This window comes from Desulfosporosinus acidiphilus SJ4 (genome assembly GCF_000255115.2).
Classification (GTDB): Bacteria; Bacillota; Desulfitobacteriia; order Desulfitobacteriales; family Desulfitobacteriaceae; genus Desulfosporosinus; species Desulfosporosinus acidiphilus.
This window is the reverse complement of sequence record NC_018068.1, coordinates 1277805-1303183: the sequence shown is the minus strand read 5'-3', so window position 1 is coordinate 1303183 and position 25379 is coordinate 1277805. Positions and strand designations below refer to the sequence as shown.

The window sequence follows — 25379 nt, the reverse complement described above, 5'->3', positions numbered from 1 at the left end:
GCCCCTCCTTTCTATGTGAGACTAATTCTCGGAACCCTGAAAAATCCTTCTTCCGCATCCGGGGCATTTCTTAAGGCCTTTTCGTGCTTAATGGAACCTTTTACCTCATCCTCCCGCAGCACATTATGCAAGGGAACAGCATGAGCCGTAGGCACAACATCTTCAGTATCCAAACGTTCCAACATTGCGGCGTAATCAAGAATCGAGTTCAGCTGCACAGTATATTCTTGAATTTCTTGTTCGTTTAACTCTAAACGTGCCAATCCGGCGACATATATAACGTCTTCACGTGAAATTGCCATTAAATTCACCGTCCTTTGACTACTTTTTTGCTATCCTTCTATAATAGCAAATCTGGAAGAATCGGGCAACAAATGTGTCAGGGGGACAGTTATTGAAAAGTGCAAATAAGGACGGTTCTTTGGTATACGCCTGACCGCATACAACAAAAAGCCGTCCCTGAGTTAACCTTATGCTACAGAGGAAGTAACAGAAGACTATCCCTGCTTTACACCCTGATGAAATCATGCAAAATGTGCAATAAGGACCGTCCCCAATACACACTTGCTAGGCCCCTCCCCAATTGCTACTGTTTCAGCAGTGTGTCAAATTCGTCTTCCGTTAGGATCTGGACCCCTAGTTCTTGGGCTTTCGTAAGCTTAGAACCTGCTTTTTCGCCGGCAACGACGAAAGCTGTCTTTTTGCTGACGGAGCTTGCGGCTTTGCCGCCGTGGTCTTCAATGACTTTTTCGATCTCTCGTCGGTCCCAACGTTCTAAGGAACCTGTGACAACAATACTTTTACCGGCAAATATCTGGGGTTTTGAAGATTCTTCAGCCGTCATATCGACTCCTGCCTGACGCAGTTTTTCAATAAAACCTTGAGTGCTCTCCAGGCTGAAAAAATAGACGAGATTTTCCGCCATGGTGGGCCCTATATCGGGAATTCCCTGCAGCTCTTCCAGAGACGCTTTCATGAGTTGGTCCATGGAACCAAACCTCTGAGCCAAGACTTTGCCGGCCTTTTCTCCGGTATGGCGAATCCCCAGGGCAAAAATCAAAGGCCCCAAGCCGCGGGTTTTGCTATCCTGAATGGCTTTTAAAAGATTTTCGGCGGATTTCTTACCCATCCGTTCTAAGGGGATTAAATCCTCAAAGGTTAAGGAATAAAGATCCGCAGCGTCCGAGATCAAACGAGCATCGAGAAGCTGCTGAATCACCGCCGGCCCCAGACCGTCTATAGCCATGGCATCGCGGGAAACGAAATGGATGATCCCTTCCCGTTGCCTGGCGGGACAGGTGATACTCTGACAGCGGTAGGCCACTTCACCTTCATCTTGGCGGACAGGGCTTTGACATTCCGGACAGAATTCCGGCATTTCAAAGATTCTTTCCTCCCCGGTTCGTTTCTCAGGCAGCATCTTAACAACTTCAGGAATAACATCCCCGGCCTTATGAAGCAAAACATGGTCGCCGATGCGGATATCCTTCTGGCGTATGTTATCAAGATTATGCAGAGTCGCCCGGCTCACCGTGGACCCTGCAACCAGAACAGGCGTGAGCACTGCCGTAGGGGTTAACACCCCCGTTCGGCCTACCCGAATCAGTATATCTTCAACAACGGTTTCCACTTGTTCTGCTGGAAATTTATAAGCAATTGCCCAACGAGGACTTTTAGCTGTAAAGCCCAATTCCTGTTGAACGGCAAAATCATTCACTTTAATAACCAATCCGTCAATATCATAGGAGAAACCATGACGTTCCGAAGACATTCTTTCACAAAACCCAATAACTTCGTCAATGGTTCCAAAAACCTTATACTCCGGATTGACAATAAATCCTTGTTCCTTTAAATAGGTAAGGACTTCCGTTTGATTATGTAAACCTAACTCGTTGGCACCCAACACCTGATAAGCAAAATAATCCAGCTTCCGCTGGGCCGTAATCTTGGAATTCAATTGGCGCAAGGAACCTGCCGCCGCATTACGGGGATTGGCAAAGGTTGCTTGTCCCTCTTCTTCCCGTTCTTGATTCAAGCGGGCAAAGGAAGCTTTGGGCATATACCCTTCTCCCCGGACGCTTAGTCTTGGAACATCATCTTTAAGGCGTAAAGGTATTGATTTTACAGTCTTAACGTTAGGGGTGATATCTTCACCCACTTCGCCATCACCACGGGTTGCTCCCCGCACCATCAGGCTGTTTTCGTAGGTTAAAGCGACAGTCAGTCCATCAATCTTAAGTTCTACAACATACTCCACAGTTGAAGTCACTTGACGGACCCGTCGGTCAAATTCCCTGAGGTCCTCCGCCGAAAAAGCGTTATCTAAACTCAGGAGAGGTTCCAAATGACGTACTTTAGTGTACTCTTTGGCTACCTCTCCCCCGACTCGTACTGTCGGAGAATCGGGAGTAACCCAGTCCGGATGCTTCGCTTCCAAATCGATCAATTCCCGCATGAGAGCATCGTAATCCGCATCAGTCATGGTGGGTTGATCAAGTACATAGTACTGCTTATTGGCAGTCTCTATCTCCCCCCGCAACCATCTCACACGCTCGAATTCATCCCGCACCGAAATTTCCTCCCTGTTCTCCTAATATGTTTGTATTTTAATTAAGCTGAAAAATAAGTTGTCATTGGTGGAACAACTTGTTTTTTACGGGAGAGAACGCCAGGAAGCTCAACACTGCCATTGACAAGTTCTTTGCCGAAGGCTTTAGCAACTTCTTCCGGATTATCTCCTTTAACAATCAGTTCAGTGTAATCACTTAAAATGTCAGTAACCATTAAGCAGATATAACGCAGGCCTTGAGAATTGCGATAGTTTTCCAGCTCTTTGTTTAAGTTTGCCCGAACATCTTCAAATCCATCCATGCCCATCAGACTGACTTGGCCAACGCCAACTTTGTGGGATCCCATGGTGAAAGCTTTGAAATCTTCTTCAATCATGCTTTGCGGAGTGCGCTCAGCGATGTTGGAACCCGCTTTGAACATATCAATACCGAAGGTTTTGGGGTCAACTCCAGCAATGGCTGCGAGTTCAGCAGCAATAACTTTATCCAGCTCAGTGCAAGTTGGGGATTTGAAGATTACTGTGTCAGAAAGAATAGCAGCTAATAAAATACCTGCAATCGCTTTCTCAGGAACTAAGCCTTTTTCTTTGTAATATTGAGCAACAATCGAACAGGTTGAACCGACAGGCTCGATACGTACATAAAGAGGTTCGGCAGTTTGGAATCCGCCAACTTTGTGGTGGTCAACAACTTGTACGAGCTGAGCTTGATCAGCACCGCCTACAGCTTGACCATATTCGTTGTGGTCAACGAGGATAAGTTTTTGTTTAGCCTCAACGGATTCTAATACTTCAGGTACTTGAACTCCATAATAGTTGAGAACAAACTCGGTCTCTTTATTGATTTTGCCGGCTGTTACGGCAACACAATTTTCAGCACCTGTAAGTTCTTTAAAACGAGCTAAAGCGATAGCGGAGCAAACTGAGTCTGTATCTGGGTTCTTGTGACCAACAATATAAATCTTATCCATTATAACACCTAAACCTTTCTCTTCATAATTTCTCATTTGAATTTAGAGTTTGGTAAGTTTGGCGTACTCTGCCAAGAGTTTTTTAATTCCAATTCCACCATCAAATACAATTGTCAATTCTGCCTGATTTCCTTCACCCTTAATTGAGACTATTATTCCTCGTCCGAATTTAACATGCTCAACCTTTTCTCCTACGTGATGAGCCTCACCTCCTTTAATGACCACCGGGCTGCCAAAATCTTTCTCCCAGGAACCGGACCCTAAAGGAATTCTCCGATCTGGTTTACCCTCCTGTCTCTGAAATGATTTGGGTGAAGTATTTAAACGCAGTTTAGGCGGATCGAGTGGATCGATATCCGTCATCAGCTCCGACGGGATCTCCTCTAAAAACCGCGAAGGTGGATTATACTGGGTTTTGCCATAGAGCATACGCATTTCTGAATTGCACAAGTACAGTTTTTCACGTGCCCGTGTAATAGCTACATAGCACAGCCTCCGTTCCTCCTCCAACTCTGAAGGGTCAAGAAAGGAACGTCCGCTGGGAAAGATGCCCTCTTCCATGCCTACCACGAAAACGACAGGATATTCCAGACCTTTAGCGCTGTGCATGGTCATTAAGGCAATGGATTCTTCTGCAGGATCCAGTTCGTCTATGTCAGCGACCAGCGATACTTGCTCTAAAAAGCCGCTGACTCCGCCAAGGATCTGTTCTTCCTCCCCTTCGGTTTCAGATTGAGCAGCTTTTTCATCGAACTCCGTTGTGACGGAAAGAAACTCTAACAAGTTTTCCAAGCGGGCTTCTGCTTCCGGTGAACTATCTGCTTCGAGAATCGCCTGGTAACCCGTTTTATTCAAAATCTCCTTGACTAACTCTGTAACGGTGGCATTTTTCGAAAACTCAACTAAACCTTGCATCAGATGGGCAAAGGCCAACAATGGTTTCTTAGCCCGGGCTGTTAATTCCGGAATATAGTCTGCTTCCAAAATAGCGTCCAAGACAGGCATTCCTTGTTCGTCGGCATATTCCAGAATTTTCTCCAGAGTACTTTCTCCCAGGCCCCGTTTAGGAACATTAAGCACCCGGGCAAAACTTACTTGGTCTGAAGGGTTATAGATAAGCCGCAGATAGGCTAACATATCTTTGATCTCTAAACGTTGGTAAAACTTTAAACCCGAAAAAATTCGATAAGGCAGGGCGGCTTTCATCAACTGTTCTTCCAGTATCCGAGATTGGGCATTGGTTCGATAAAGAACTGTAAAATCACTGTAGGGACGACCTTCCAGTTCATGCAAACGCTGAATCCGTTCTACCACATACCTGGCTTCATCCCGTTCGTCATTACTGACATAACAAACGATTGGCTGTCCTGAGGAATTCTCCGTCCAGAGAGATTTTTCTTTGCGTCCCTCATTGTTCCTGACAACGGCATTGGCAGCATCAAGAATTTTTTGAGTAGACCGATAATTCTGCTCAAGCTTGATAACCTTAGCTTCAGGGTAATCCCGCTCAAAATCAAGGATGTTTTGAATATCAGCCCCGCGCCAGCCATAAACGGACTGGTCATCGTCCCCTACCACACAAAGATTGCGGTAACGGCTGGCCAACAGCTTGATCAGCATGTATTGGGCATGATTGGTATCCTGATATTCATCCACCAAAATATAACGGAATTTCTCCTGATAATAATCCAAAACCCTGTCATTTTCTCTGAACAGTTTAACCGTAAGCATAATAATATCATCAAAATCCAGAGCATTATTCGTTCTGAGTTTTTTCTGATAATCCCGATACAAATCAACAACTTTGCTCTGAAAATAATCGCTGGCCTGGACAGCAAATCCTTCAGGGTCCAGGAGTTTATTTTTGGCATCACTAATCACCGAAGCTACACCACGCGGGGAAAATTTCTTTTCATCCAGATTCTTTTCCTTTAAGCATCCTTTGATCAAAGCCAGTTGATCTCCCGCATCGTAGATCACAAAATTCCGGGTATAACCCGGCAGATGCTCGATATCCCGCCGCAAAATGCGTACACAGGCTGAGTGGAAGGTGCTGACCCATAATCCTCGTCCTTCACTGCCTACGAGGGTTGTTACCCTGTCCCGCATCTCCTTAGCTGCTTTATTCGTAAACGTAATTGCTAATATATCGCCTGGATCGACACCCCGAGCAATCAAATGAGCAATTCGGTAAGTAAGCACGCGAGTCTTTCCTGATCCTGCACCGGCCAGAATAAGAAGCGGCCCTTCCTGATGCTCAGCAGCTTCCCTTTGTACTGAATTCAAATCGTCCAACCGATACATTAACCACTCCACCTCTCCTCTTGTACATATTATAACATACTGTTCGTCCTGACTGTTGTCTGATTTAAAGGCGGCACTCACCTAAAGGTTACTTGCTATTAAATTTTACTATACCTAGTAATGATGATTGTTATAGCAAAGCCCCAATTATAGTCCTCTGATTCCAGTATCTTGAAATATTTATCCTTTGAACTGTAGATTATCATGTAGATTTATGTCTTTTTGTGACAAATTGCTAATTCTCGCTTTAAATGATTTAAATAAGGAATTAAAACATTCTATTTTCACTAGCCCATATACCCCAAGCAGCATAAATAAGGTTAATAGAGACATAGCCCTCCATTAACCTTATTTCTCCATCATTGCATTATCCTTTTGACTATCGATGTCAGCAGTCTCTTCCTGCCATCCCGATAGTCTCCAGTGGAGACTATCGCACTTGTTTGGCTCCAGAGACACTTGGCCAAATCCACACTGCAGGAGTAGGCCTATTAAGTTGCAGTGTGGCGATAAGCTCGTCCGCTTATCGTCATGGCCGGCGGTCTCTTCCCGCCATCCTTGGCTCCAGAGACACTTGGCCAATCCATGGCCGGCGTCTGCTTGGATGTTCTTCGCTATCGTAAAATCAGAACCACACTATGACTTTCATTAGAAGATCCCTTCAAAACCCAGTCCTTTTAGAAATTCATCCTGAAATTCTTTCTTATTAGATAGCTCAATATGCTCTGCCTGTTTAGCCATAGTCTCAGCGCGCCCTCGCTCAATAATGGAAAGCAAGGCCATTTTAGCCCCATCTCCTGCCGCATTACCTATGGAATGAATTCTTTCCAAGGGTAAAGGCGGAAGCAATCCGATGCCCAAGGCACTTTCTTTCTTAATATAATTCCCAAAGGCTCCTGCCAGAAGCACCCTGTCTATCTCAAGAGGACTAATTCCCATTTCTCTGACGAGCAGTGTAATTCCTGCACTTATAGCCCCCTTCGCCAGCTGTAAAGCTCGAATGTCCTTTTGGGAAAGCACAAGATCCTCGCCGCTGACCGAATCCTTTCCCCAAGCAAGAACAAATTCAAAAGTCTGCTCACCTTTACGCAGCCGCTCACGCACCAGAGGAGGCAATATTTCCAAGTCTTCCGGTTCGCTGGCATAACGTCCGGAAGCAGTAATAACCCCCGCCTTAAACATTTCGGCAATAGCATCGATCAGCCCCGAGCCACAGATACCTCGATCTTTTCCACCTCCGATGGTTTTTAATTCAACATCCTGAGCTATACTCACCGCTTCAATTGCTCCCTCTGCCGCTCTCATTCCATAGCGGATCTCCGCTCCTTCAAAGGCCGGCCCAGCTGCAGTGGAGCAAGTCAGAATCCGGTTCTTGCCGCTGAGAACCATCTCGCCGTTTGTTCCAATATCAACGATCAGGCTGACTCCGTCCAGATGATCAGCTCTTGCCGCTAACATTGCTCCAACGGTATCCGATCCAACATAACCGGCCACATTCGGCAGTACCAGCACCCGTCCAGTGGAGAGCATATAAAGTCCCAACTCTTTAGCTTCCACATCGACCATTTGCTGAAAAACCGGAATGAAAGGGGCCGGAGCCAGATAGGTGGGATCGATTCCCAAAAACAAATGAGCCATTGTTGTGTTGCCCACGACCACGGCCTGATAAATTTCTTCCTGCTTAATGTTCTTCTCCTGGCATAGCTCTTTGATTATCTTGTTAAGGCCGCCCACTACTTTCCCTTGAACTTCCTGAAGTTTTTCCGGACCGCCCGCTGCATAAGTGATTCGTGAAATAACATCAGCTCCGAAAATCTGCTGCGGATTTGTCATCGCCCCACTTGCTGCAACAATGCCTTGGAGCATATCCAAAAGGTAAACCACCACCGTCGTAGTACCAATATCAATGGCAATGCCAAAACAGCGCTTTGAAGTGTCATGGGGTTCTACAGCCAATAATCTATGGCCGTCCAGCACCGCCGTGATTTGAAATCCACCGTCTCGCAGCACCTTAGGAAGTGTAGCAGCAATGGAACGGCTAAAGCGCAGCCCCCTTTCAGGCAGAGCAGACACTAAACGCTCCCAATCTGACCTCTGGTCTTCAACTGTGGGACGTTCGAGTTCAAGTGGATATTTGCAGACACTGGGGGCCAACTCAATTTCCCTTAGCTCGGCCAAATCTGTTTTCCGATGAACGACATCCTTTTGTTCTTCAATCCGGATCGATGCATTGTGAGTAAGGGTGTGTTGACAGGCCAAGACCCAACCGGCCTCTAGCTCTGAAGCCGTTAGAAATTTCTTTTCTGCCAAAGTAGGAGAATACGGAGCATCTGTCTTAATTTGAACCTTACATTTTCCGCAGGTTCCTTTTCCTCCGCAGGTGCTTTCAACTTGCCTTCCGGCTAAAGCAACTGCTTGCAAAATAGTTGTGTCTTTCTCAACCTGAACAACTTTGTTCGAAAATGTGATGTCAATCATCCCTGTCACTCCTTTGCTATAACAACTTGTCAACTCTCAACTGCCTGAACAAAAGGTTTTTTGGAAATTATACTCCAAAGCCCTAAACTGATTAAAGCAAGAATTGCATATAGGAGCCCCATGACCTCTATCCGATTGGCCCAATTCAAGGAAATGAGAATCATACCGATACTGCCAAAGACCGTAAAGGCACAAGACATTAATGATACAGCCGCCCCGGTGTCTCCCTTTTGCTGTTCCAGCATTAAATTAGCACTGGGGGGGCGAGTGAGGCTGCCTGCCAGCGTAGCCGGCAATAAGGTTAAGGCAAATACCGCCGGACTCATACTCCCTATAAAACTGACTAAAAGTCCGCTGACAAAGGAGATAAAATAACTGGCTGAAATAATAAAATCCCTTTTCAGATACCGGGCTACCCTCGAATAGAGCAAAGGACCAATCACCATAAAGATTGCATTAAAGGCAAAATAATAGCTGTAAACTTGTGCGCTTAAGCCAAATTGATCAATATAAATATAGGAGGATGAGGTAATGAAGGACATCATCGGAATCCCCATTAAGGAAAATGTCAAAAGAAGTGAGACAAACCCCGGATTTTTAGCAACAACTTGCAATCTCCCCAGAGATTGAAGAATTCCCCCGGTATAATGCTCAGCAATGGTTTCCTGGAAGGCAATTCCCGCCATTGTGATTAGAAACCCAATCACTGCCAAGGTAGAAAACACTCCCCGCCAGGAAGTAAACCTCAAGATTACTGCCCCAACAACAGGAGCGACGATTGGCGAAATCATAGTCATTGATGACACCACGGCTAAGACAGATATCCGCTTCTTCCCGGTATAACAATCTTTTACAACAGCCTGAGCTACAGAAGTTGCCGCTCCGCTGGCAATAGCTTGGAAAACTCGAAAAATAATAAGCTGATATACATTTCCCGAAAAGGCGCATAAAACACTGGCAATAGTGTAAAGCACTAAACCCGTAAGCAATATTGGTTTGCGACCGTATTTATCGCTTAAGGGCCCCCAAAATAAGGTTCCGATGGCATAAAAAAGGAAAAACATAATTAACGTAAGATTAATTAAACCGGCAGAAGCTTTAAAATTCTCCGCCATCCTCGGCAGGGCAGGAAGATATAGATCAGTAGATAAGGGTATAAACGCACTTAAAAAAGCAATAAGGACTACGAGCCCCTTATCACCTAAATATCGCTGCGTCTTCTTAGGTTCTTCATTTTGATCAGTTGTCTCAAGCAATGAATCCTTTGTCATTCGTTTTATTAACTCCATTCTTTAGTCTGTACAATTACTACAAATTATGTTCACGTGCAAGAACGCTCTAAAGAAAACTTAGCGGGCGCCAAGCATCGGAGCAGGCGGCTGCCAAGTTGCACTTATGCTAGAAGACGAAGGCACTGTCTTCGCAGATATTAGCCCTGCTTGCGGTATACAACCGAAGGTTATACTTTCTGCCTCGGAAAGTGAACTCGTCCAGCTAAAGCTGAACATCGGGGTCTCAGATGACGATAGTCTCCAGTGGAGAGTATCGCCGAAGCCGCTTATACTTAAAAGAATACTGCGCGGCGAAGGATGACTCTACCCCACCTGAAGTTTACGAAGATCCCCCACTTATAGAAGTGTGGGGCTTCAAATCCGGATAAATTTTCAATTCTTCAGTGATACCGCTAAACGGCATGGGGGGGCTGATAACGGAACAGACAATTAGGAGGCACCTCATAAGACACCTCCTTAACCGGTCTTGAAGTTAGGGACGCGGTGAACCTTCTTGTTTGCTAAGCGTTGTTAGGCAACTCCGAATATTTCTTCAGCAATCTTGACGCCATCCGTAGCAGCCTGAGCGCTGAAATCTGCACCTACGTAGTCTTTGACGACCTCATCAATATAGTTGCCGCCGATAAGTATTATGCAATCCAATCCTGCAGCTCTGATGGCCTCAATGGTTTCTTTCATAGATTCCTGGCATCCTGTCAACAGAACACTCATGCCTACAAGGGGGGCTTTAAATTCTTTTATCGCTTCAATAAACTTCTCTTTCGGAACATCCACTCCGAGATCAATGACATTATAACCCGATCCTTTGAGGAGCATTACCACAATGTTCTTTCCTAAATCGTGGATATCCCCTTTCACAGTGCCCATGACGATATTCCCCTTATACTCTGCATTACTGCCCGTGAGGAGCGGTTCTAAAACGACCATAGAATCCTGCATGATTTCTCCGCACATGATGAGTTCACCCAAGAAATATTCTCCGGTCTCAAAGCGAACACCTGCTTCTGCCATTCCTTGCTGCAGCGAATTTACAATTTCTAAGGGCGTTACTCCCTTTGCCAAACGTTCTTTGACTAGATCTGCCACTTGCTGTTCTTCCAATTCCGCTATGGCCTTCGATAATTCATCTGTCAGCATCATCATCCCACTCCTTTGAAATCAAAAAGTATTTTAAATTTCTTAGTTCTATCGTTGTACCCAAAACCAAATGAAATTGTAGGCAAAGTCATCCAACTTTTCCCATTCCTTTTTCACAATTTCTTCGTTTCCCGGAAGATCGCCGAATTCCTCAAGTTTCAGTTCCCAGGGCACACAGACCCCAGGATTGGGATTTATGAATGATTTTTCCTTATCCGCCATTGATTTTCCCTCCTATCTTTCTAATAAACACCAAATTCTCGGGCTGCCTCAATCATGGCCATGACGTTTTCTTGTTTTGCGTCTCCCATCACAACCCCGCCGGCATCCAAGATAAAGCCTCCATCACGGCCCAATTCGTCAATGGACCGTTTAACCTGTTCGCGAATCTTTTCCGGTGTTCCATAGGTTAATAATGTTGTAGGAACACCACCTTGCAGGCAGAACCTGCCGCCCAGAATTTCCTTAGCTTTTTTAGGATCTGTCGTGTCAACCTGAAAGATAATACTTCGATCTGGCAATTCGGCAATTTTTTCAAGATAGGGAGTCCAGTCTCCTTCAGCATAAAACAACATACGTTTCCCTTTAGTCCACAGTCCTTCAATAGTTGCTTTTAAGGACGGCCAGTAAAACGTTTCCCATTGATGCGGATTAAGGAACGGATAAGCTCCGCGATGAAGTGGGGCAAAACAGGGGAAACGCGTGTCTGCGCCGGCACCGGCCAAGCCGCAATTAACATTGTGAGGAGTGATAGCTTCGCAAGCAGCTAATACTTTCTCCGGGCGGCGGCGCAAGTCTAAGAGTATTCCCTTCATCCCCCGCAGAGCATCCCCGAGAGTATCAAAAGGGGCCTTGGTAAACCCGGTCCCTTGACCGACAATTCCATGGTCCATTGTCCATTTTTCGAAAGCGGCTGCCATTATACTTCCGGACATAGCAAAGGCTGCTGAACCTTTGATCAGGGCAACGGCAGCTCTGTATGACCCAGGATTCTCCAATTCCGTACTTATATTGGGCAAAAAGTGATTGACGAGCCATTCTGTCGGACTGGCAGTAAATTCGTCATAATCCTCTGGTTTCATGTATTCTTGCTCATTGTATTGGAAGGTTGAATTCTCATCGACTCCAATTCCCGGAAATTTATATAACTTTGAACCCATGACATCAAACATTGGCGGCCACCATAAAGAAGGGCCGCCTTTAAAAATATCAAAGTCCAAGCCCGGCAACATTTCCGAAACTATAGAATTACTTTTATCAAGGTCGTAATATACTTCTTGCAGAGTGATGCCTTTATATTTAGCAATCCATTCCCCTACGCCGAAGGCTACGGGAACCATATCCGGTTTTCCGCAGTCCATCGCAGTGATGTAACGAGCTAATCGTTTTTGATAAAGGGTTTCCTTTTCATTCATAGTCGCTTACACCTTCCTCTTAAAATAATTAACCATGGTATGGTACTATCATACCGCAATTCCCAAGCTGTGCTAATCTTCCAGCACTTCGCTGCGATAGGCTTTTAAATAGTTCTTACCGAAACGGTCTTTGCCTAACAGAAAATCATTTGTAATGACTGAGGTCATAATTTTTCCATCGAGGGGATCGAGAATTGCAGCATCCATTTCAAAAGCCATACAAAGAGTTAAGAAATGACGATTCATGATTTTTCGTTTTGGGGAATTATACGATATGTTACTTAACCCAGAGACTGTTTTAACCTGAAATGACTGTTTGATTTCCGTAAGACACTTGAAAAACATGGTGGCATTCAGGTGGTTTACCGCTAAGGGAAGGACTAGGGGGTCTAAATACAACTGCTCAAGGTCATATTGATATTTGGTTAAGGTTTCAATGAGTTGATTGGAAATGGCTATTCTATCTTCGGCAGTTTTGGGAATTCCGTTGTCATCTAGAGTGAGCCCAATAACCGAGCAATTATATTCGAGAACTAAAGGGAGCACTTCTTCAATACGGTTTCTTTCCATGGAAATGGAGTTTATTAAAACTCGGCTCTTATCCCCATGAACCGCAGCCAAACCTCTTTTAATGGCTGCGGCTGAAGTGCTGTCCAGACATAAGGGCACATCGGTTACCTCTTGCACCGTTCTCACCAGCCACTCCATATTAGGCGCTTCATCCCCTTGAGCTGTATTGAGATCCAAATAATCAGCTCCTGCTGCGGATTGCCTCAGTGCCAAATCCTGAACAGCAGCCGTGTCTTTATTATTAATAAACTGACGTACGCTAGGAATAGAGCTGTTTAACTTTTCGCCTATAATCAACATCGTCTCTAACCCTCCCCGAAGTCAAAATTATGAAATCTATGTAAGCTGTCCTGTCAGAGTTTACCGGCATCACCTTCCTTATTAAAGTCCTGAAGTTTCCCCCTTAAAACAAGTTTAACCCTACATACAAAACGGTATTATCACCATTGCAGTAGGGTATTGAAGACAAGGCTTACTCTGAAAATCGATAGGGATTAACATCAGCTTGGAGAACGATAATTCTAGCCTCTGTAAAAGCACTAATCGATATCAAAATAAATAGTCTAGATGTATATACATATATTGTAATAATTATTAATTTATTTAGAATGTATAGATAACTTTATCTATTTTTAAAATAGTATCACAACTCCTTTGTCTGGTCAATAACACCATGATGATGGTCTCAAAACTAAAGAAACCTTGGTTCCTCGGTTTGCGCTGATTGGCACGGCCAAAGACTTTCGCCGCGCTTATGTCTCCCTATGGTATCGGCCCAATATTATAAGATTCCTTAGAAAAAAGGATCCGGTCTCAGCATCCCGAGACCGGACCTCCTCCAATTCCTAAAATATCACGATAAATTTTCAGAGCTTCCGTAACGTCGTTGGCGTAAAAATCCGCACCCGTGTATTCTTTAACCTCTTGATTTACCGGGTATCCTCCTACCACAACTTTTACTTGATCTCTAAGCCCTGCGTCTGTCAACAGATCCACAACTTTTTTAATGGAGCCCACACAAAAAGATAACAACACACTAATCCCTAAGATCGCGGCCTTCGATTCACTTACGGCTTGAACGAATTTCTCAGGTGTCACATCAACACCCAAGTCTATTACTTCTAACCCGGAGGATCGCAAAAGATAGATGATAATGTTTTTACCCAGATCGTGAATATCTCCTTCGATGGTACCCATAACAATCGGCAGAAATCTATTATTGGTCCCTTTAACAGGAATGTGGGGCTCCAGGATCCTCATAACTTCTTTAAGAATCTCTTCGGACATAATCAGATCGGACAAAAAATAATCACTGTCACTGTACTTCTCTCCGACTATTTCCACACCCCGCCGGCAGCTTTCTATGATATCTACAGCAGAGTGCCCGGCCTGAATTCTTTCGTTGACCAACCTTAGAGTTTTTTCTTCATCCAATTCTGCCATCGCTATTTGTAGTTCGTCTTCCACCTCATGAACCCCCAATTAGCTTAGTCTTTTTTATACCAACCGTCATAACTCGTCAGTTTATACCTGTCTCCCCTGTAAACAGCTTTGCTCCACCCCACCGGCTTAAGGTCTGAATCAAAAATTGTCTGTTCTATAAGAAATACCGGGGCATAAGGCGGAATCCCAAGAATTGCAGCTTCTTCCTGACTACAGGAGGCAACCTGTAAAACCTTCTTCGAACTGACCGGCACATATTCCGTATGCGCTGCTATTAAACCCGGCAAACTCGGATCTTTTAGTTCTGATTCAAGGATTGGTTTGCTCTTGCTGTAGATTGTGTATTTTACCTCATAGGATAGCCGTTCATTTTCGGCCGAAAGCACCGTTCGAAAAAACAGAAATCGTTTGTTCTCTTCCTGAATCTGAAACTTAGATTTCAATTCTTCATTGGCCCGGATAATCTTAGCTTCCAATAAAGTAGTTTTATAATTCAACCCTCTTTGATTGATTTCCTGATTAAAATCATTTAATTCAAAGACGATGTTATCCAGTTTAGGGGTAGCAACGAAGGTGCCTTTACCCTGCTGAGCATAGACCATGCCTGCAGCCACCAGTTCAGAAATTGCCCTGCGTACCGTCATACGACTTATTTCATAGCACGTAGCGATATCATTTTCCGTCGGCAAAGACTCTCCGGGCTTCAGATCTCCTCTGCGAATTTGTCCTTCGAGCAGCTTAAATAGCTGATAGTAAATGGGGATCACTGAATTTTTATCGATGGCTATTTCTTCTCGGCTCACCAAAAACACCTATTCCTGCTTTAATTGTCTGCAAATTGCAAATTTTTTTAAGTTTAACATGCCAAAATCGGGGTGTCAATGATCTAAAGGATCTAAATGACTAATAGGGATGAAGGAAAATCTCCTTCACCCCGCTAAAAAAACCATCCCGAACCCTATAGACCTCAAAGGAAGGTAACTTCGCCCACAAAAGTGAACTCATTACATGGAGAGGCGATAAGCTCTTCCGCTTATCGTCATGGCCGGCGGTTCACTTCTAACGCACAAACACGTGAGCGAGCCTCGGATTGCTGAGTACTTAAAACTCACAACTGTTGGCAGTTCTAGGAAATGCTATAACGTCACGAATATTCGACATTCCTGTCAGGTACATAATCACCCGTTCAAAGCCCAGTCCATACCCGGCATGCTTCACACCGCCGTATTTTCTAAGATCGAGATACCAGTGATAATCCTCTTCCTTTAAGCCGAACGCCTTCATCCGCTCTTCGAGAACCTCAAGACGTTCCTCCCGCTGGCTTCCGCCAATAATTTCTCCGACTCCCGGTACCAGGAGATCCATGGCTGCAACCGTTTTATTGTCGTCGTTAAGCCGCATGTAGAAAGCTTTTATGTCCTTTGGATAATCCGTAACAAACACGGGTTTCATAAAGATCTTTTCCGTCAGATAGCGTTCGTGCTCCGTTTGAAGATCTATGCCCCAATGCACAGGATATTCAAACTGGGAATTTTCCTTTTCCAAAAGTTCCACGGCTTCAGTATAAGTAATTTGACCGAAATCAGAGTTCAAGATATTTTCCAAGCGTTCGAAGAGAGTTTTATCAACAAATTGATTGAAAAAGGCCATCTCTTCGGGAGCATAATCTAAAGCATACTGAATAATATACTTCATCATTTCTTCTGCCAATTTCATATTGTCGTTCAGCTCAGCGAAAGCAATTTCCGGTTCGATCATCCAGAACTCCGCGGCATGTCTGGCCGTATTGGAGTTTTCGGCACGGAACGTTGGTCCGAAGGTATAGACATTGCGGAAAGCCATGCAATACGTCTCGACATTAAGCTGACCGCTGACCGTCAAACTCGTTTCCTTCCCAAAAAAATCCTTGGCAAAGTCAATGGCTCCTGAGTCCGTCTTTGGCAGATTGGCCGGATCTAAAGCCGTTACCCTGAACATTTCTCCGGCACCCTCGGCATCACTTCCCGTAATAATGGGGGTATGAACATAGACAAACCCTTTTTCTTGAAAAAACTTGTGAATGGCATAGGCCACTACAGACCTAATGCGAAAGACCGCGGCAAATGTATTTGTTCTTGGACGCAAATGAGCAATTGTCCGCAAGTACTCAAAGGTATGGCGCTTCTTTTGCAAAGGATAATCCGCACTTGAGAGGGCCAGAATCTCTATATGTTCCGCCTTCAATTCAAAGGGCTGCTTTGCTCCCGGTGATGGGACAAGGGTCCCCTGGATACGAAGGGCAGAGCTAATGGTTAACTTGCCAATTTCCAAAAAATTAGTTAAGCTTTCGTCAAAAACCACTTGAATGTTTTCAAAAAAACTACCGTCATTGATTTCGATAAAGCCGAAGGCTTTCGAGGTGCGAATGGTACGAACCCAACCAGATATCTCCAACGTTTGGTTGAGAAACTTCTCTGTCTCTCTGAAAATTTGTTTTACCGTTACCGCTTGCATCAGCTTTCCTCCTCAAAAAGGTCCCCTTGAGGGTTAAGAATTTCCTGATTAACAATTATACCTGATTGGCACCTTAACTTCAAATGAGGGTGAAAGGGCGGCCGTTAGCTGACAAACCTCGTACTCTGGGTTTTCAATTCCTCCATTAAGACGATCAACTGCTCAACACTGTCGCGAATTGAAGTAACCGTGGCACTCATTTCTTCACTGGAAGCAGCAATTTCCTCTGAGGCACCGGCATCTTCCTGGGACATATCATTAATCACCTGAATCGAATGAGCTATTGTTTCGCTCATCCGGACAACTTGCTGAACTTCTTCGGACATTATCCCTAATGAACTGGAAACACCCTGCATTCCTTGAGAAATATCCATAAACCGTTGCAGAGCTGTTTTTCCAATCCCGACCTGCTCCTGAATCAAGGAGAAAGCTTCTTCCGTTGAGAGGGCTGAAGCCTCGACGCTGCGAGTCACTTGATCAATGAGCTCAGCGATCTGTTCGGCGCTTTGATGAGAACCTTCCGCCAATTTTCGAACCTCTTCAGCCACGACAGCAAATCCCCGTCCGGCTTCCCCGGCGCGAGCAGCTTCAATGGCAGCATTAAGAGCAAGGAGATTCGTTTGCTCAGAAATTCCGGAGATAATTTGCGTGATCCCACGGATCTTTCCGGTTTGATCTTTAAGGCTCTGACTTGCCGTTTGAATTTCCTCCACCTTAGAGGCTGAAACGCTCATCTTTGCAGCTAAATCCTTCATCATTTCCTCACCCTGCTGTGTCCGCTCAGTGACATCACTATTACTATGTGAGATACGTTCCATATGTCCGGCCAATGATAAGACGCTTTGATTTATTCCTGAACTTTGTTCTCCTATTTCGCTTGTGCTTTGAGCAATTTTTTGAGCACCGATCGCCACTTGATTAATGCTCTCGGCGACTTGTTCGATTCCTGAAGATGTTTGATCTGTGGCCACTGAGATTTCCTTGGTCGAATCCTCAACCCGGTTTAACGCTTTGTTGATCGAGGAGCAGATATCCTTCGTGTTTTCCACCATCTTTCTCATAGCCAGAGCCAGTGTCCCTATCTCTCCGAACCAGTCAGTCCTAATAGCCGTTCTCAAATCGCCTTGGGCTAATACCTCCGCATTTTCGGCTAATTCAATGAGAGGACGTGTGAAACTCCGGGAAAATATGTAACCTGCAAACACTCCTAAGACAAGAACCACCAAGCCGATCAAAAAGGACCATAGTTTTAAATCATTGAGTTGCTTAAGCACCGCACTCCGCGAAAGGACAGCCTTAATATAGCCTTTCACCTGACCTTGATAGTCCTTAAACGGAATGAGCAGAATGTTTGACTGTCCATCTCCGCTTACCACAAATTGAGACTGTCCATTTGCCAGCGCTTTTACCCTATCCTGGGCCACCGGATAATTATCTTTGCCGATGCCCGCCAGTAATCCCCCATTTGTCTTTACGCTTTTAACTAACGAGGCCGAGGGATCGAGGAGGTAAATAAAATAATCTCCGGGGTTCTTCGTCTGGAGAGTTTTTAAAAAATCTTCGCCAAAATCCATCCCATATTCTACACTACCAACCCACTGATCTTGATACTTTACAGGAACTACAACCCGAAAACCGTAGCCTTCGACTCCTTCTTCCAAACCTTCTATTATCTTATGGTCTGTATTGGCGGCCACCACCGTCGGCCGAATTTTTGAAAGGTCATCTCCGAATTTTTTGGGAGAATGTGCTCGATAGAAGGAGATCGCCGGAGCAAGATGAAACTGAAGCTGACTAAAGCCCTGCTTCTTAACCTCATTAAAAACAGGCTGAACTAACTGTGCCAAAGTCGTCCGGTCTCGTTCTGCCAAGGCCTTAGCTACATCCGGATTCATACTCAAGGACAACACTGAAGATTTAGCTTGATCCAGGCGGTTGCTGAATTCATCCCGGATTCCTTGCTGAGCAAGCTTTTCCGTTTGCAGTTCACTTGTTTGCAGCATCTTCTCTGCATTCCAAAGCCCAGCCGCCGAGAGTGCTATTACCACGAAAACAATTAAAATCCCTACTAAAAGAGTTACACGTGTTTTGATTGACATCGAACGTTGAAATCTCATTTCTGCTCTCTCCTAATCATTTCACTGCAATTTTGCAATTGTTCAATTTACGCGGATAGATTTCATTGATTAAATCAAATGGACAACCCACGAAACAGCAGGAATCGATAATTAATTTATATTTCTTCCAAATTATGATATTTCCGAACTCAGTCGTCAAATATTCACCTCCATATATCGAAAAAACACTGATATAGTCGATCAATTTTACTATATTTTTTGGCAAATAAATGAAATCCACATGACAAAAAAAATGTCATGTGGATTTCATTTTGCTCCTAATATCATATTATTTTCCTTAATCTTTGTTCAAAATGAACGTACTTTCAGTTTTTCCTCTTTAATTGCCTTAAGCAGCTTAACAATCGTTCGATTCATCCACATCAATACCGGCCATTTTTATTAGATACATAGCATTGCGTGTTGTCGAGATTCCAGGCCGCAGCTTATAGTCAAAAAAGATTTGCTCATTTTTATAATACTCCCGGAAATGATAATTCCGGATTTTGCGGCTGCTTTCACTTTCAAGATCACCCAGTTCTAAATCATGGGTTGATACCATGCCCATAGCTCCTGCTTTGCTTAATTGCCGAATTAAGATTTTAGCCCCGGCATGACGATCTTCTGAGTTTGTACCTTTAAAAATCTCATCAAGGAGAAAAAATATCTTCGCTTCTTGCTTCGAAGCCTCGACAATTTTTTTAATCCTTAACAGCTCTGCATAGAACGACGAAATGTTTTCTCCTAAATTATCACTGACTCGCATACAACTAAACAATTTGAAAAGCGAACAGGAAAATTCCCGGGCGCATACTGGAACCCCCGCATAGGCCAAAACGAGATTAATTCCTACCGTTCTGAGCATCGTACTTTTTCCGGACATGTTTGATCCGGTTATTAAGATAATTCCGGTTTCCTTATTGATGGTTAAATCATTGCAAACCGGGTTCTTTAAGAGCGGGTGAGCTATCTGTAAAGCTTTAACCCCGGTTTTCTCGGAAGTAAATACCGGGCGGCACCACTCCGGGTGATCTGCAGCAACGATTGCCAGACTGCTGAGGGCTTCTAATTCGCCCAGAGTATCCACCCATGACTCTAAAAATCGGCCTGACCTTTCTTTCCAGGCTTCCAAAGAAATCATACACTGGATGTCCCAGAGTGTTAGGATGTTGACAATCAGAAACATGGCGTTACCGCGATTAGCAATGAGATCTGCCAAGCGCGAAAGTTTTCTGATCTGTTCAAAAGCTGCTTTATCCTCTCGATTGCGCAAGCCATTTCTCAATTCTTGCAGATAATCTGCCTTAAAGAATCGTTTTTCAAATCTTTCCAGCATTCTCTCGTAGACCCGAATATCTTCCTTAAAGGTATGAACCGCATTAAGAGTTTTTCCCCTTTGTCTTCCTATAAAGAGAATTGCCGCTTGAATCACAAGTCCCGTCAAAGGGTACCCATAAGATACATTGTGCCTAAAAAAATATAAGAACAAAAATGATAAAGTTACTAAGGGAAGAGCCCGAGCCAACACGAGAACATCCCGGCGAAGGTAATTTGGGTTATAAGTTTTTGCCCAAGCAAACATTGCCGCAGGAGACGTCATGGGACGCTTTGCCAGAGTTGCCTCGGCTAAAAACCTCTGTCTCCAGGCCATTGTTCCGGCTAATTCAAGGATGGCCCTTTGTCTTTTTAATAGCTCTTCCTCTGTCTCCGGAGGTTCTGTCAAAACTCGCTTAAGTTTTTCCCGGCCTCGGAAGGTCTTAGCTGTGGTAATCCATTGATAAAGTGAACCATAGCCAACGATATCAAGGTCCAGGGCATAAGGGTGATCGGGGTCTTTAAAGTCGTCTCCCAGGTCGGCAAAGGATTTCCACTCTCCCTCCATACGCTTTACGGCCTGATCATAGTTTCCCCGGAGAACTTCAAGATACTTTTGCCTGGCCTTTAAGGATTGGTGCCAAAAGACCAAAGTTATAAAGCTCGCCACCGTTAGAAAGGCAATTCCCATTGTCCAAAAGGGTTTCTTGTTTAGATAAAAGCAGAGAGTTAATATAGCACCTGCGAAGAAAACAACAAGACGAAAATTGCTTAGGCGATTAAGGTCAACGGTTAAACTCTTTAGTTTGCGGCCATAAAACAGCTGCCGTTTATGATATAACTCTGACGGAGTTTTTCTATTTTCAGCCTCAGGCAAAATGACAATCCCCCAAACTATCCCCAAAGAAAGATTTATGTCATTATACACTAACCCGCCCTGCATAACCACTTTTTGGGAAGAGTCAGCGTCGAATCCCTTCTTTTCTTCTCTTTTGGGGAGTGCTATACTAGATTTAAATGTTTGTCCTTTGCCCCCTTACCCTAACCGGGCTAAGGGGGCGATTGATTAGAGGGACGATTTTACTGGAGGAATCATCTATGAATAGACGCCGCAGCTCAATCAATTTATTTTTATTGGCCCTTGATTCCCTTTCAGTTTACCGAGGCCTTTTAGAAGATTCCGTACTCCGGAAACTCAGAGAATTATTCATAGGTCTAGAGAAAGCTGATATCCAATTGCGTGATATTGTTAATGATTACAATGACTTCTACTACGAATTTGCAAGGTGCCCTGGTCTTTCGCTGGCTCATCATATTCTTAACTTAATTATATTTGAGGAAAACTCCTTTTCCTTGAATGCCCAGGCAATACACCCGTCAATGAGAGATAATACTCTTGATCAAGCTGTTTCCAGTGACCTCAGAAATCTCGAAATCATTGCCAAGCTTGATTCAAAGGCGATAAAAGCTGAAATAATAAAATGCTGCAAACTTCACGCCACTGGAAACGACCCCGCTGACATCCTCGACAGCGATCTTCAATCCATCCTCCAGAGTCTCCCGGATTGGGGATTTTCCTCTGCCCTTTTTGCCAACCGGGAACCAGAACATGTACAGGCCTTAAAGGAAACGTTTCTTACCAGTCCCCGCTGGGAAGATTGCCTGGAGGAACTGAAACAGTTTCATCGCCAATTTGGCTGCGGTATTTTTGCCCGCAGTATCGCTTTTATCTGGGAGCGATCCGAAGGCCAAGGCTATCTCAAATGTGTCGAACAGCCTGATCCCATCACCCTGCATGAGTTAGTTGATTATCATGATGAACGCTCTAAGGTTTTGGAAAATACGATGCAGTTTCTGAAAGGGTATCCGGCCAACAACGTACTCCTTTATGGTGACCGGGGAACCGGCAAATCATCCACCGTCAAGGCCATCCTCAATGAGTATCATCCTCTCGGACTGCGCATGATCGAAATCCCCAAAGCTTTTTTGGCGGATTTTCCCCAAATCCTTCGGATCTTAAATAATCGATCGCAAAAGTTTATCCTCTTCGTTGATGATCTGGTTTTTGGAGATAATGAAGAAAACTATACCTCCCTCAAAGCCGTCCTTGAAGGAGGCCTGGAAAGCAAAACCTCCAATATTCTTATCTATGCAACCTCCAACCGGCGCCATTTGGTGAAAGAGTATTTTAGCGAAAGAGCAGGCGTGCAGTCAGCTAATCGCGACGAAGAAGTCCATGCCGGAGACAGCATGCAGGAAAAACTGTCCCTTGCCGATCGATTTGGGATTAATGTTGTCTTCTCATCACCGGATCAAAAACAATACCTAAAAATTGTCGATGGTATTGCTTCCCACAGAAGATTAACCATTGACCAAACAACCTTGCACAAAGAAGCCTTGCAATGGGCCTTGTGGTATAACGGACGTTCGGCGCGTACGGCACGACAGTTTATTGACTGGATTGAAGGACATCTCGCGATTAATTAAAGCAAGCGAAAAAAACGGTTTAAATGCATAGTCATCCATGGGGCGGCAAACAATGTAAGAAAATGCAAAGGAGATGCCGCTGATGGATGACTATTTTAATTTTGACATTATCGGACTCAATTCTAATTACATTTTAGATCCTCAGGCAGGAGTTATTAAAGTCTGCAAATCCTATAATCGTTTGACTAATAAAACTTATGACATTAAAGACTTAACCCCGACTTCAGGATTTCCTGAAACTATGACCGGAGTATTAATCTTAAGAAAAATACTAGAGGTAACCTGGGGATTCAGTTTGCACAAAATGACAGAACATATCGGAGCAAGGTCATTTTAAACTGAATAGGTTCATAAAACTATAAGCTTCATCAATATTATTAAGCATATAGGCGCTTAGAATTCCTTAAACTTTTGGGAGACCCTTTTTAGGAAAAGGCTTGGACAGCTTTACTTAGAGGGATGGGTTTTGCTGTGTTACTATTATTTTTTGATTTAAAATGTTATAATACGTTTTTAAGTCAAAATTCTTGATAAAGGAACGATATTAATGATTAGTACCAGCGGAATTACCCTTAGGTTCGGAAAACGCGCTTTATTCGAGGATGTTAATGTAAAATTCTTGCCCGGGAACTGTTACGGCTTAATTGGAGCCAACGGGGCCGGCAAATCTACATTTTTGAAAATTCTTTCTGGAGAGCTGGATTCCAGCAGCGGAGAGGTCATTATAACACCGGGAGAACGAATCGGGGTATTAAAACAGGATCACTTTCAATTCGAAGAGTTTGAAGTTCTGAAAACTGTAATCATGGGGCATGCCAGACTCTATGAGATTATGGAAGAGAAAGACGCTCTTTATGCGAAACCCGATTTTTCCGATGAAGACGGGCTAAAGGCCTCTGAATTGGAAGGAGAATTCGCCGAACTTAATGGCTGGCAGGCAGAATCCGAAGCTTCCGAACTCCTGATGGGCTTGGGAATCCCCAAAGACCTGCAAAATAAAAAGATGAAGGATCTGTCCGGTAATGAAAAAGTTCGCGTGCTCTTAGCTCAAGCGCTCTTTGGCAATCCGAATATTCTTCTCTTGGATGAGCCTACTAACCATTTAGATCTCCAGTCCATTATTTGGCTGGAAAATTTCCTCTATAACTATGAAAATACTGTGATCGTTGTCTCCCACGACCGCCATTTCTTAAATAAAGTATGCACTCATATTGCTGATATCGATTTCGGAAAAATTCAGCTCTATGTCGGAAATTACGACTTCTGGTATGAGTCTAGTCAATTAGCCTTACGCTTAATGAGAGAAGCCAACAAAAAGAAAGAAGATAAGATAGAGGAACTGCAGAAATTTATTCAACGCTTTAGTTCCAATGCTTCAAAAGCAAAACAAGCCACCTCGCGCAAAAAGCAACTCGAAAAATTAACCCTGGAGGATATTAAACCCTCCTCTCGCAAATACCCTTACATTGCCTTTACCCCTGATCGCGAGGCAGGTAATAATATCTTGTCGGTCAGCAACTTAACCGTTCGTATTGACGGCGAAAAAATCCTTGACAACATCTCCTTCCTCATGAATAAAGGAGATAAAATTGCCTTAGTAGGTCCTAACAGCACTGCTAAAACAACATTATTTAAAGTTTTAATGGGGGAAATTATTCCCGATGAAGGAGAGGTCAATTGGGGGATTACAACGACTCAAGCCTATTTCCCTAAGGACAACTCCGCTTACTTTGACACTGATCTCAATCTAGTTGATTGGCTCCGGCAATTTTCCAGAGATCAAGACGAGTCCTTCGTTCGCGGTTTCTTAGGCAGAATGCTTTTTTCCGGAGATGAATCGTTGAAATCGGCCCGAGTTCTCTCCGGTGGTGAAAAAGTCCGCTGTATGTTTGCAAAAATGATGCTTAGCGGCGCTAACGTTCTCCTCTTTGACGAGCCAACCAATCATTTGGATATGGAATCCATTACAGCGCTGAATAATTCTTTAATGAACCTGGATGGAAACGTTCTTTTTGTTTCCCAAGACCATCAATTTGTTCAGACGATAGCCAATCGTATTCTGGAAATTACCCCCCAAGGAATTCTTGATCGCAGAATGACCTTTGATGAATACTTGGAAAACGAAGATGTTCAAGCATTGCTGCAATCAATGTACAGCTAAAGTTAGCGTAATACTCCGATTTTTGGTATATCTCAATACCCTAATATGACGTTTTTTATGCACAGATCCTTTGATTTAATTGACATATATAGTATTTTAAGCTATATTAATATAAACTCGTTAATTAGATGGATTTACACGAACCTTCTCTATAGCTCCGGCTCTGGGAAGAGGCTGCTGAACTTACCATGTAGCGGGTAAATTATAGTGGAGGTATTTTAAAATGTTTGCTGACAAAATTCTTACTTGCCGTGATTGCGGACGTGATTTCGAATTCACTGCATCTGAACAAGAGTTCTATGCTGAAAAAGGATTCACCAACGAACCCAGCCGTTGCCCAGAGTGCCGCGCTGCCAGAAAGGCTCAAACCAGAAATAACGGCGGCGGTTTTTCGCGCCAACGGGAAATGTTCCCTGCTGTTTGCTCTAATTGCGGAAAAGAAACCACTGTTCCTTTCCAGCCTTCCGGCAACAAACCAGTCTATTGCCGCGATTGTTATCAACCACGTACCCGCAGCAATTGGTAAACTATTGTTAAACCAAACCCTCCTAAGCTTAAATGCTTAGGAGGGTTTTTTAGTATAGTCAACGGCTTACTCTTTGAGGCACGATGGAAGCCATTCTCATCT

General features: G+C 44.1%; 19 protein-coding genes. 4 read left to right on the top strand and 15 right to left on the bottom strand.

Annotated elements, in window-relative coordinates:
- Positions 1-11: 11 nt before the first annotated feature.
- The 15 genes from gatC to DESACI_RS05800 form a co-directional block, all read right to left on the bottom strand.
- Positions 12-302 (bottom strand): Asp-tRNA(Asn)/Glu-tRNA(Gln) amidotransferase subunit GatC, encoded by a 291-nt coding sequence (gene gatC / locus DESACI_RS05870; RefSeq protein ID WP_014826251.1) that lies wholly within the window; start codon positions 300-302, stop codon positions 12-14.
- 284 nt (positions 303-586) lie between these two features.
- Positions 587-2569 (bottom strand): NAD-dependent DNA ligase LigA, encoded by a 1983-nt coding sequence (gene ligA, locus DESACI_RS05865; protein ID WP_014826250.1) that lies wholly within the window; start codon positions 2567-2569, stop codon positions 587-589.
- 41 nt (positions 2570-2610) lie between these two features.
- Positions 2611-3576: a putative manganese-dependent inorganic diphosphatase gene (locus tag DESACI_RS05860; RefSeq protein ID WP_242833132.1), complete on the bottom strand. Its 966-nt coding sequence runs from the start codon at positions 3574-3576 to the stop codon at positions 2611-2613.
- A gap of 6 nt (positions 3577-3582) precedes the next feature.
- Positions 3583-5844 (bottom strand): DNA helicase PcrA, encoded by a 2262-nt coding sequence (gene pcrA, locus DESACI_RS05855; RefSeq protein WP_014826248.1) that lies wholly within the window; start codon positions 5842-5844, stop codon positions 3583-3585.
- Between the two features lie 648 nt (positions 5845-6492).
- Positions 6493-8322, bottom strand: coding sequence for an ASKHA domain-containing protein (locus tag DESACI_RS05850; RefSeq protein ID WP_014826247.1), 1830 nt, complete (start codon positions 8320-8322; stop codon positions 6493-6495).
- Between the two features lie 29 nt (positions 8323-8351).
- A complete protein-coding gene (locus tag DESACI_RS05845; RefSeq protein WP_014826246.1) occupies positions 8352-9593 on the bottom strand; it encodes a multidrug effflux MFS transporter in 1242 nt (413 codons plus the stop codon).
- Positions 9594-10124: 531 nt separating this feature from the next.
- Entirely contained in the window at positions 10125-10757 is a 633-nt protein-coding gene (locus DESACI_RS05835) for a cobalamin B12-binding domain-containing protein (RefSeq protein WP_242833131.1), read from the bottom strand.
- Between the two features lie 42 nt (positions 10758-10799).
- Complete coding sequence (locus DESACI_RS24750) at positions 10800-10973, bottom strand: hypothetical protein (protein WP_014826244.1); 174 nt, start codon at positions 10971-10973, stop codon at positions 10800-10802.
- A 20-nt stretch (positions 10974-10993) separates the two neighbouring features.
- Positions 10994-12166, bottom strand: a complete 1173-nt coding sequence (locus DESACI_RS05830) for a uroporphyrinogen decarboxylase family protein (protein ID WP_014826243.1) — start codon at positions 12164-12166, stop codon at positions 10994-10996.
- 72 nt (positions 12167-12238) lie between these two features.
- On the bottom strand, positions 12239-13036 hold the full coding sequence (locus tag DESACI_RS05825) for a methyltetrahydrofolate--corrinoid methyltransferase (protein ID WP_014826242.1): 798 nt from the start codon (positions 13034-13036) through the stop codon (positions 12239-12241).
- Between the two features lie 513 nt (positions 13037-13549).
- Complete coding sequence (locus DESACI_RS05820) at positions 13550-14203, bottom strand: cobalamin B12-binding domain-containing protein (RefSeq protein WP_014826241.1); 654 nt, start codon at positions 14201-14203, stop codon at positions 13550-13552.
- 20 nt (positions 14204-14223) lie between these two features.
- Entirely contained in the window at positions 14224-14991 is a 768-nt protein-coding gene (locus DESACI_RS05815; protein ID WP_014826240.1) for a GntR family transcriptional regulator, read from the bottom strand.
- Positions 14992-15280: 289 nt separating this feature from the next.
- On the bottom strand, positions 15281-16672 hold the full coding sequence (gene asnS / locus DESACI_RS05810) for an asparagine--tRNA ligase (protein WP_014826239.1): 1392 nt from the start codon (positions 16670-16672) through the stop codon (positions 15281-15283).
- Between the two features lie 104 nt (positions 16673-16776).
- Positions 16777-18789, bottom strand: coding sequence for a methyl-accepting chemotaxis protein (locus DESACI_RS05805; protein WP_014826238.1), 2013 nt, complete (start codon positions 18787-18789; stop codon positions 16777-16779).
- Between the two features lie 358 nt (positions 18790-19147).
- Entirely contained in the window at positions 19148-21031 is a 1884-nt protein-coding gene (locus DESACI_RS05800; protein WP_014826237.1) for a MutS family DNA mismatch repair protein, read from the bottom strand.
- Between the two features lie 170 nt (positions 21032-21201).
- Here DESACI_RS05800 and DESACI_RS05795 point away from each other — a divergent pair, with 170 nt between their 5' ends.
- The 4 genes from DESACI_RS05795 (at position 21202) to DESACI_RS05780 (ending at position 25277) form a co-directional block, all read left to right on the top strand.
- The gene (locus DESACI_RS05795; protein WP_014826236.1) at positions 21202-22590 is read left to right on the top strand and encodes a DUF815 domain-containing protein; all 1389 of its coding nucleotides are present in this window, start codon (positions 21202-21204) and stop codon (positions 22588-22590) included.
- An 82-nt stretch (positions 22591-22672) separates the two neighbouring features.
- The gene (locus DESACI_RS05790; protein ID WP_014826235.1) at positions 22673-22927 is read left to right on the top strand and encodes a hypothetical protein; all 255 of its coding nucleotides are present in this window, start codon (positions 22673-22675) and stop codon (positions 22925-22927) included.
- A 210-nt stretch (positions 22928-23137) separates the two neighbouring features.
- Entirely contained in the window at positions 23138-24751 is a 1614-nt protein-coding gene (locus DESACI_RS05785; RefSeq protein WP_014826234.1) for an ABC-F family ATP-binding cassette domain-containing protein, read from the top strand.
- 223 nt (positions 24752-24974) lie between these two features.
- Positions 24975-25277 carry a zinc-ribbon domain containing protein gene (locus DESACI_RS05780; RefSeq protein ID WP_014826233.1) on the top strand — a complete coding sequence of 101 codons (303 nt, stop codon included), beginning with the start codon at positions 24975-24977 and terminating at the stop codon, positions 25275-25277.
- Positions 25278-25379 lie beyond the last annotated feature (102 nt).

Coding starts and splice junctions, on each gene's coding strand:
- gatC (WP_014826251.1), bottom strand. CDS start 302: ATGGCAATTTCACGTGAAGACGTTATATATGTCGCCGGATTGGCACGT.
- DESACI_RS05860 (WP_242833132.1), bottom strand. CDS start 3,576: ATGAGAAATTATGAAGAGAAAGGTTTAGGTGTTATAATGGATAAGATT.
- pcrA (WP_014826248.1), bottom strand. CDS start 5,844: ATGTATCGGTTGGACGATTTGAATTCAGTACAAAGGGAAGCTGCTGAG.
- DESACI_RS05850 (WP_014826247.1), bottom strand. CDS start 8,322: ATGATTGACATCACATTTTCGAACAAAGTTGTTCAGGTTGAGAAAGAC.
- DESACI_RS05845 (WP_014826246.1), bottom strand. CDS start 9,593: ATGACAAAGGATTCATTGCTTGAGACAACTGATCAAAATGAAGAACCT.
- DESACI_RS05835 (WP_242833131.1), bottom strand. CDS start 10,757: ATGATGATGCTGACAGATGAATTATCGAAGGCCATAGCGGAATTGGAA.
- DESACI_RS24750 (WP_014826244.1), bottom strand. CDS start 10,973: ATGGCGGATAAGGAAAAATCATTCATAAATCCCAATCCTGGGGTCTGT.
- DESACI_RS05830 (WP_014826243.1), bottom strand. CDS start 12,166: ATGAATGAAAAGGAAACCCTTTATCAAAAACGATTAGCTCGTTACATC.
- DESACI_RS05825 (WP_014826242.1), bottom strand. CDS start 13,036: ATGTTGATTATAGGCGAAAAGTTAAACAGCTCTATTCCTAGCGTACGT.
- asnS (WP_014826239.1), bottom strand. CDS start 16,672: ATGCAAGCGGTAACGGTAAAACAAATTTTCAGAGAGACAGAGAAGTTT.
- DESACI_RS05805 (WP_014826238.1), bottom strand. CDS start 18,789: ATGAGATTTCAACGTTCGATGTCAATCAAAACACGTGTAACTCTTTTA.
- DESACI_RS05795 (WP_014826236.1), top strand. CDS start 21,202: ATGAATAGACGCCGCAGCTCAATCAATTTATTTTTATTGGCCCTTGAT.
- DESACI_RS05790 (WP_014826235.1), top strand. CDS start 22,673: ATGGATGACTATTTTAATTTTGACATTATCGGACTCAATTCTAATTAC.
- DESACI_RS05785 (WP_014826234.1), top strand. CDS start 23,138: ATGATTAGTACCAGCGGAATTACCCTTAGGTTCGGAAAACGCGCTTTA.
- DESACI_RS05780 (WP_014826233.1), top strand. CDS start 24,975: ATGTTTGCTGACAAAATTCTTACTTGCCGTGATTGCGGACGTGATTTC.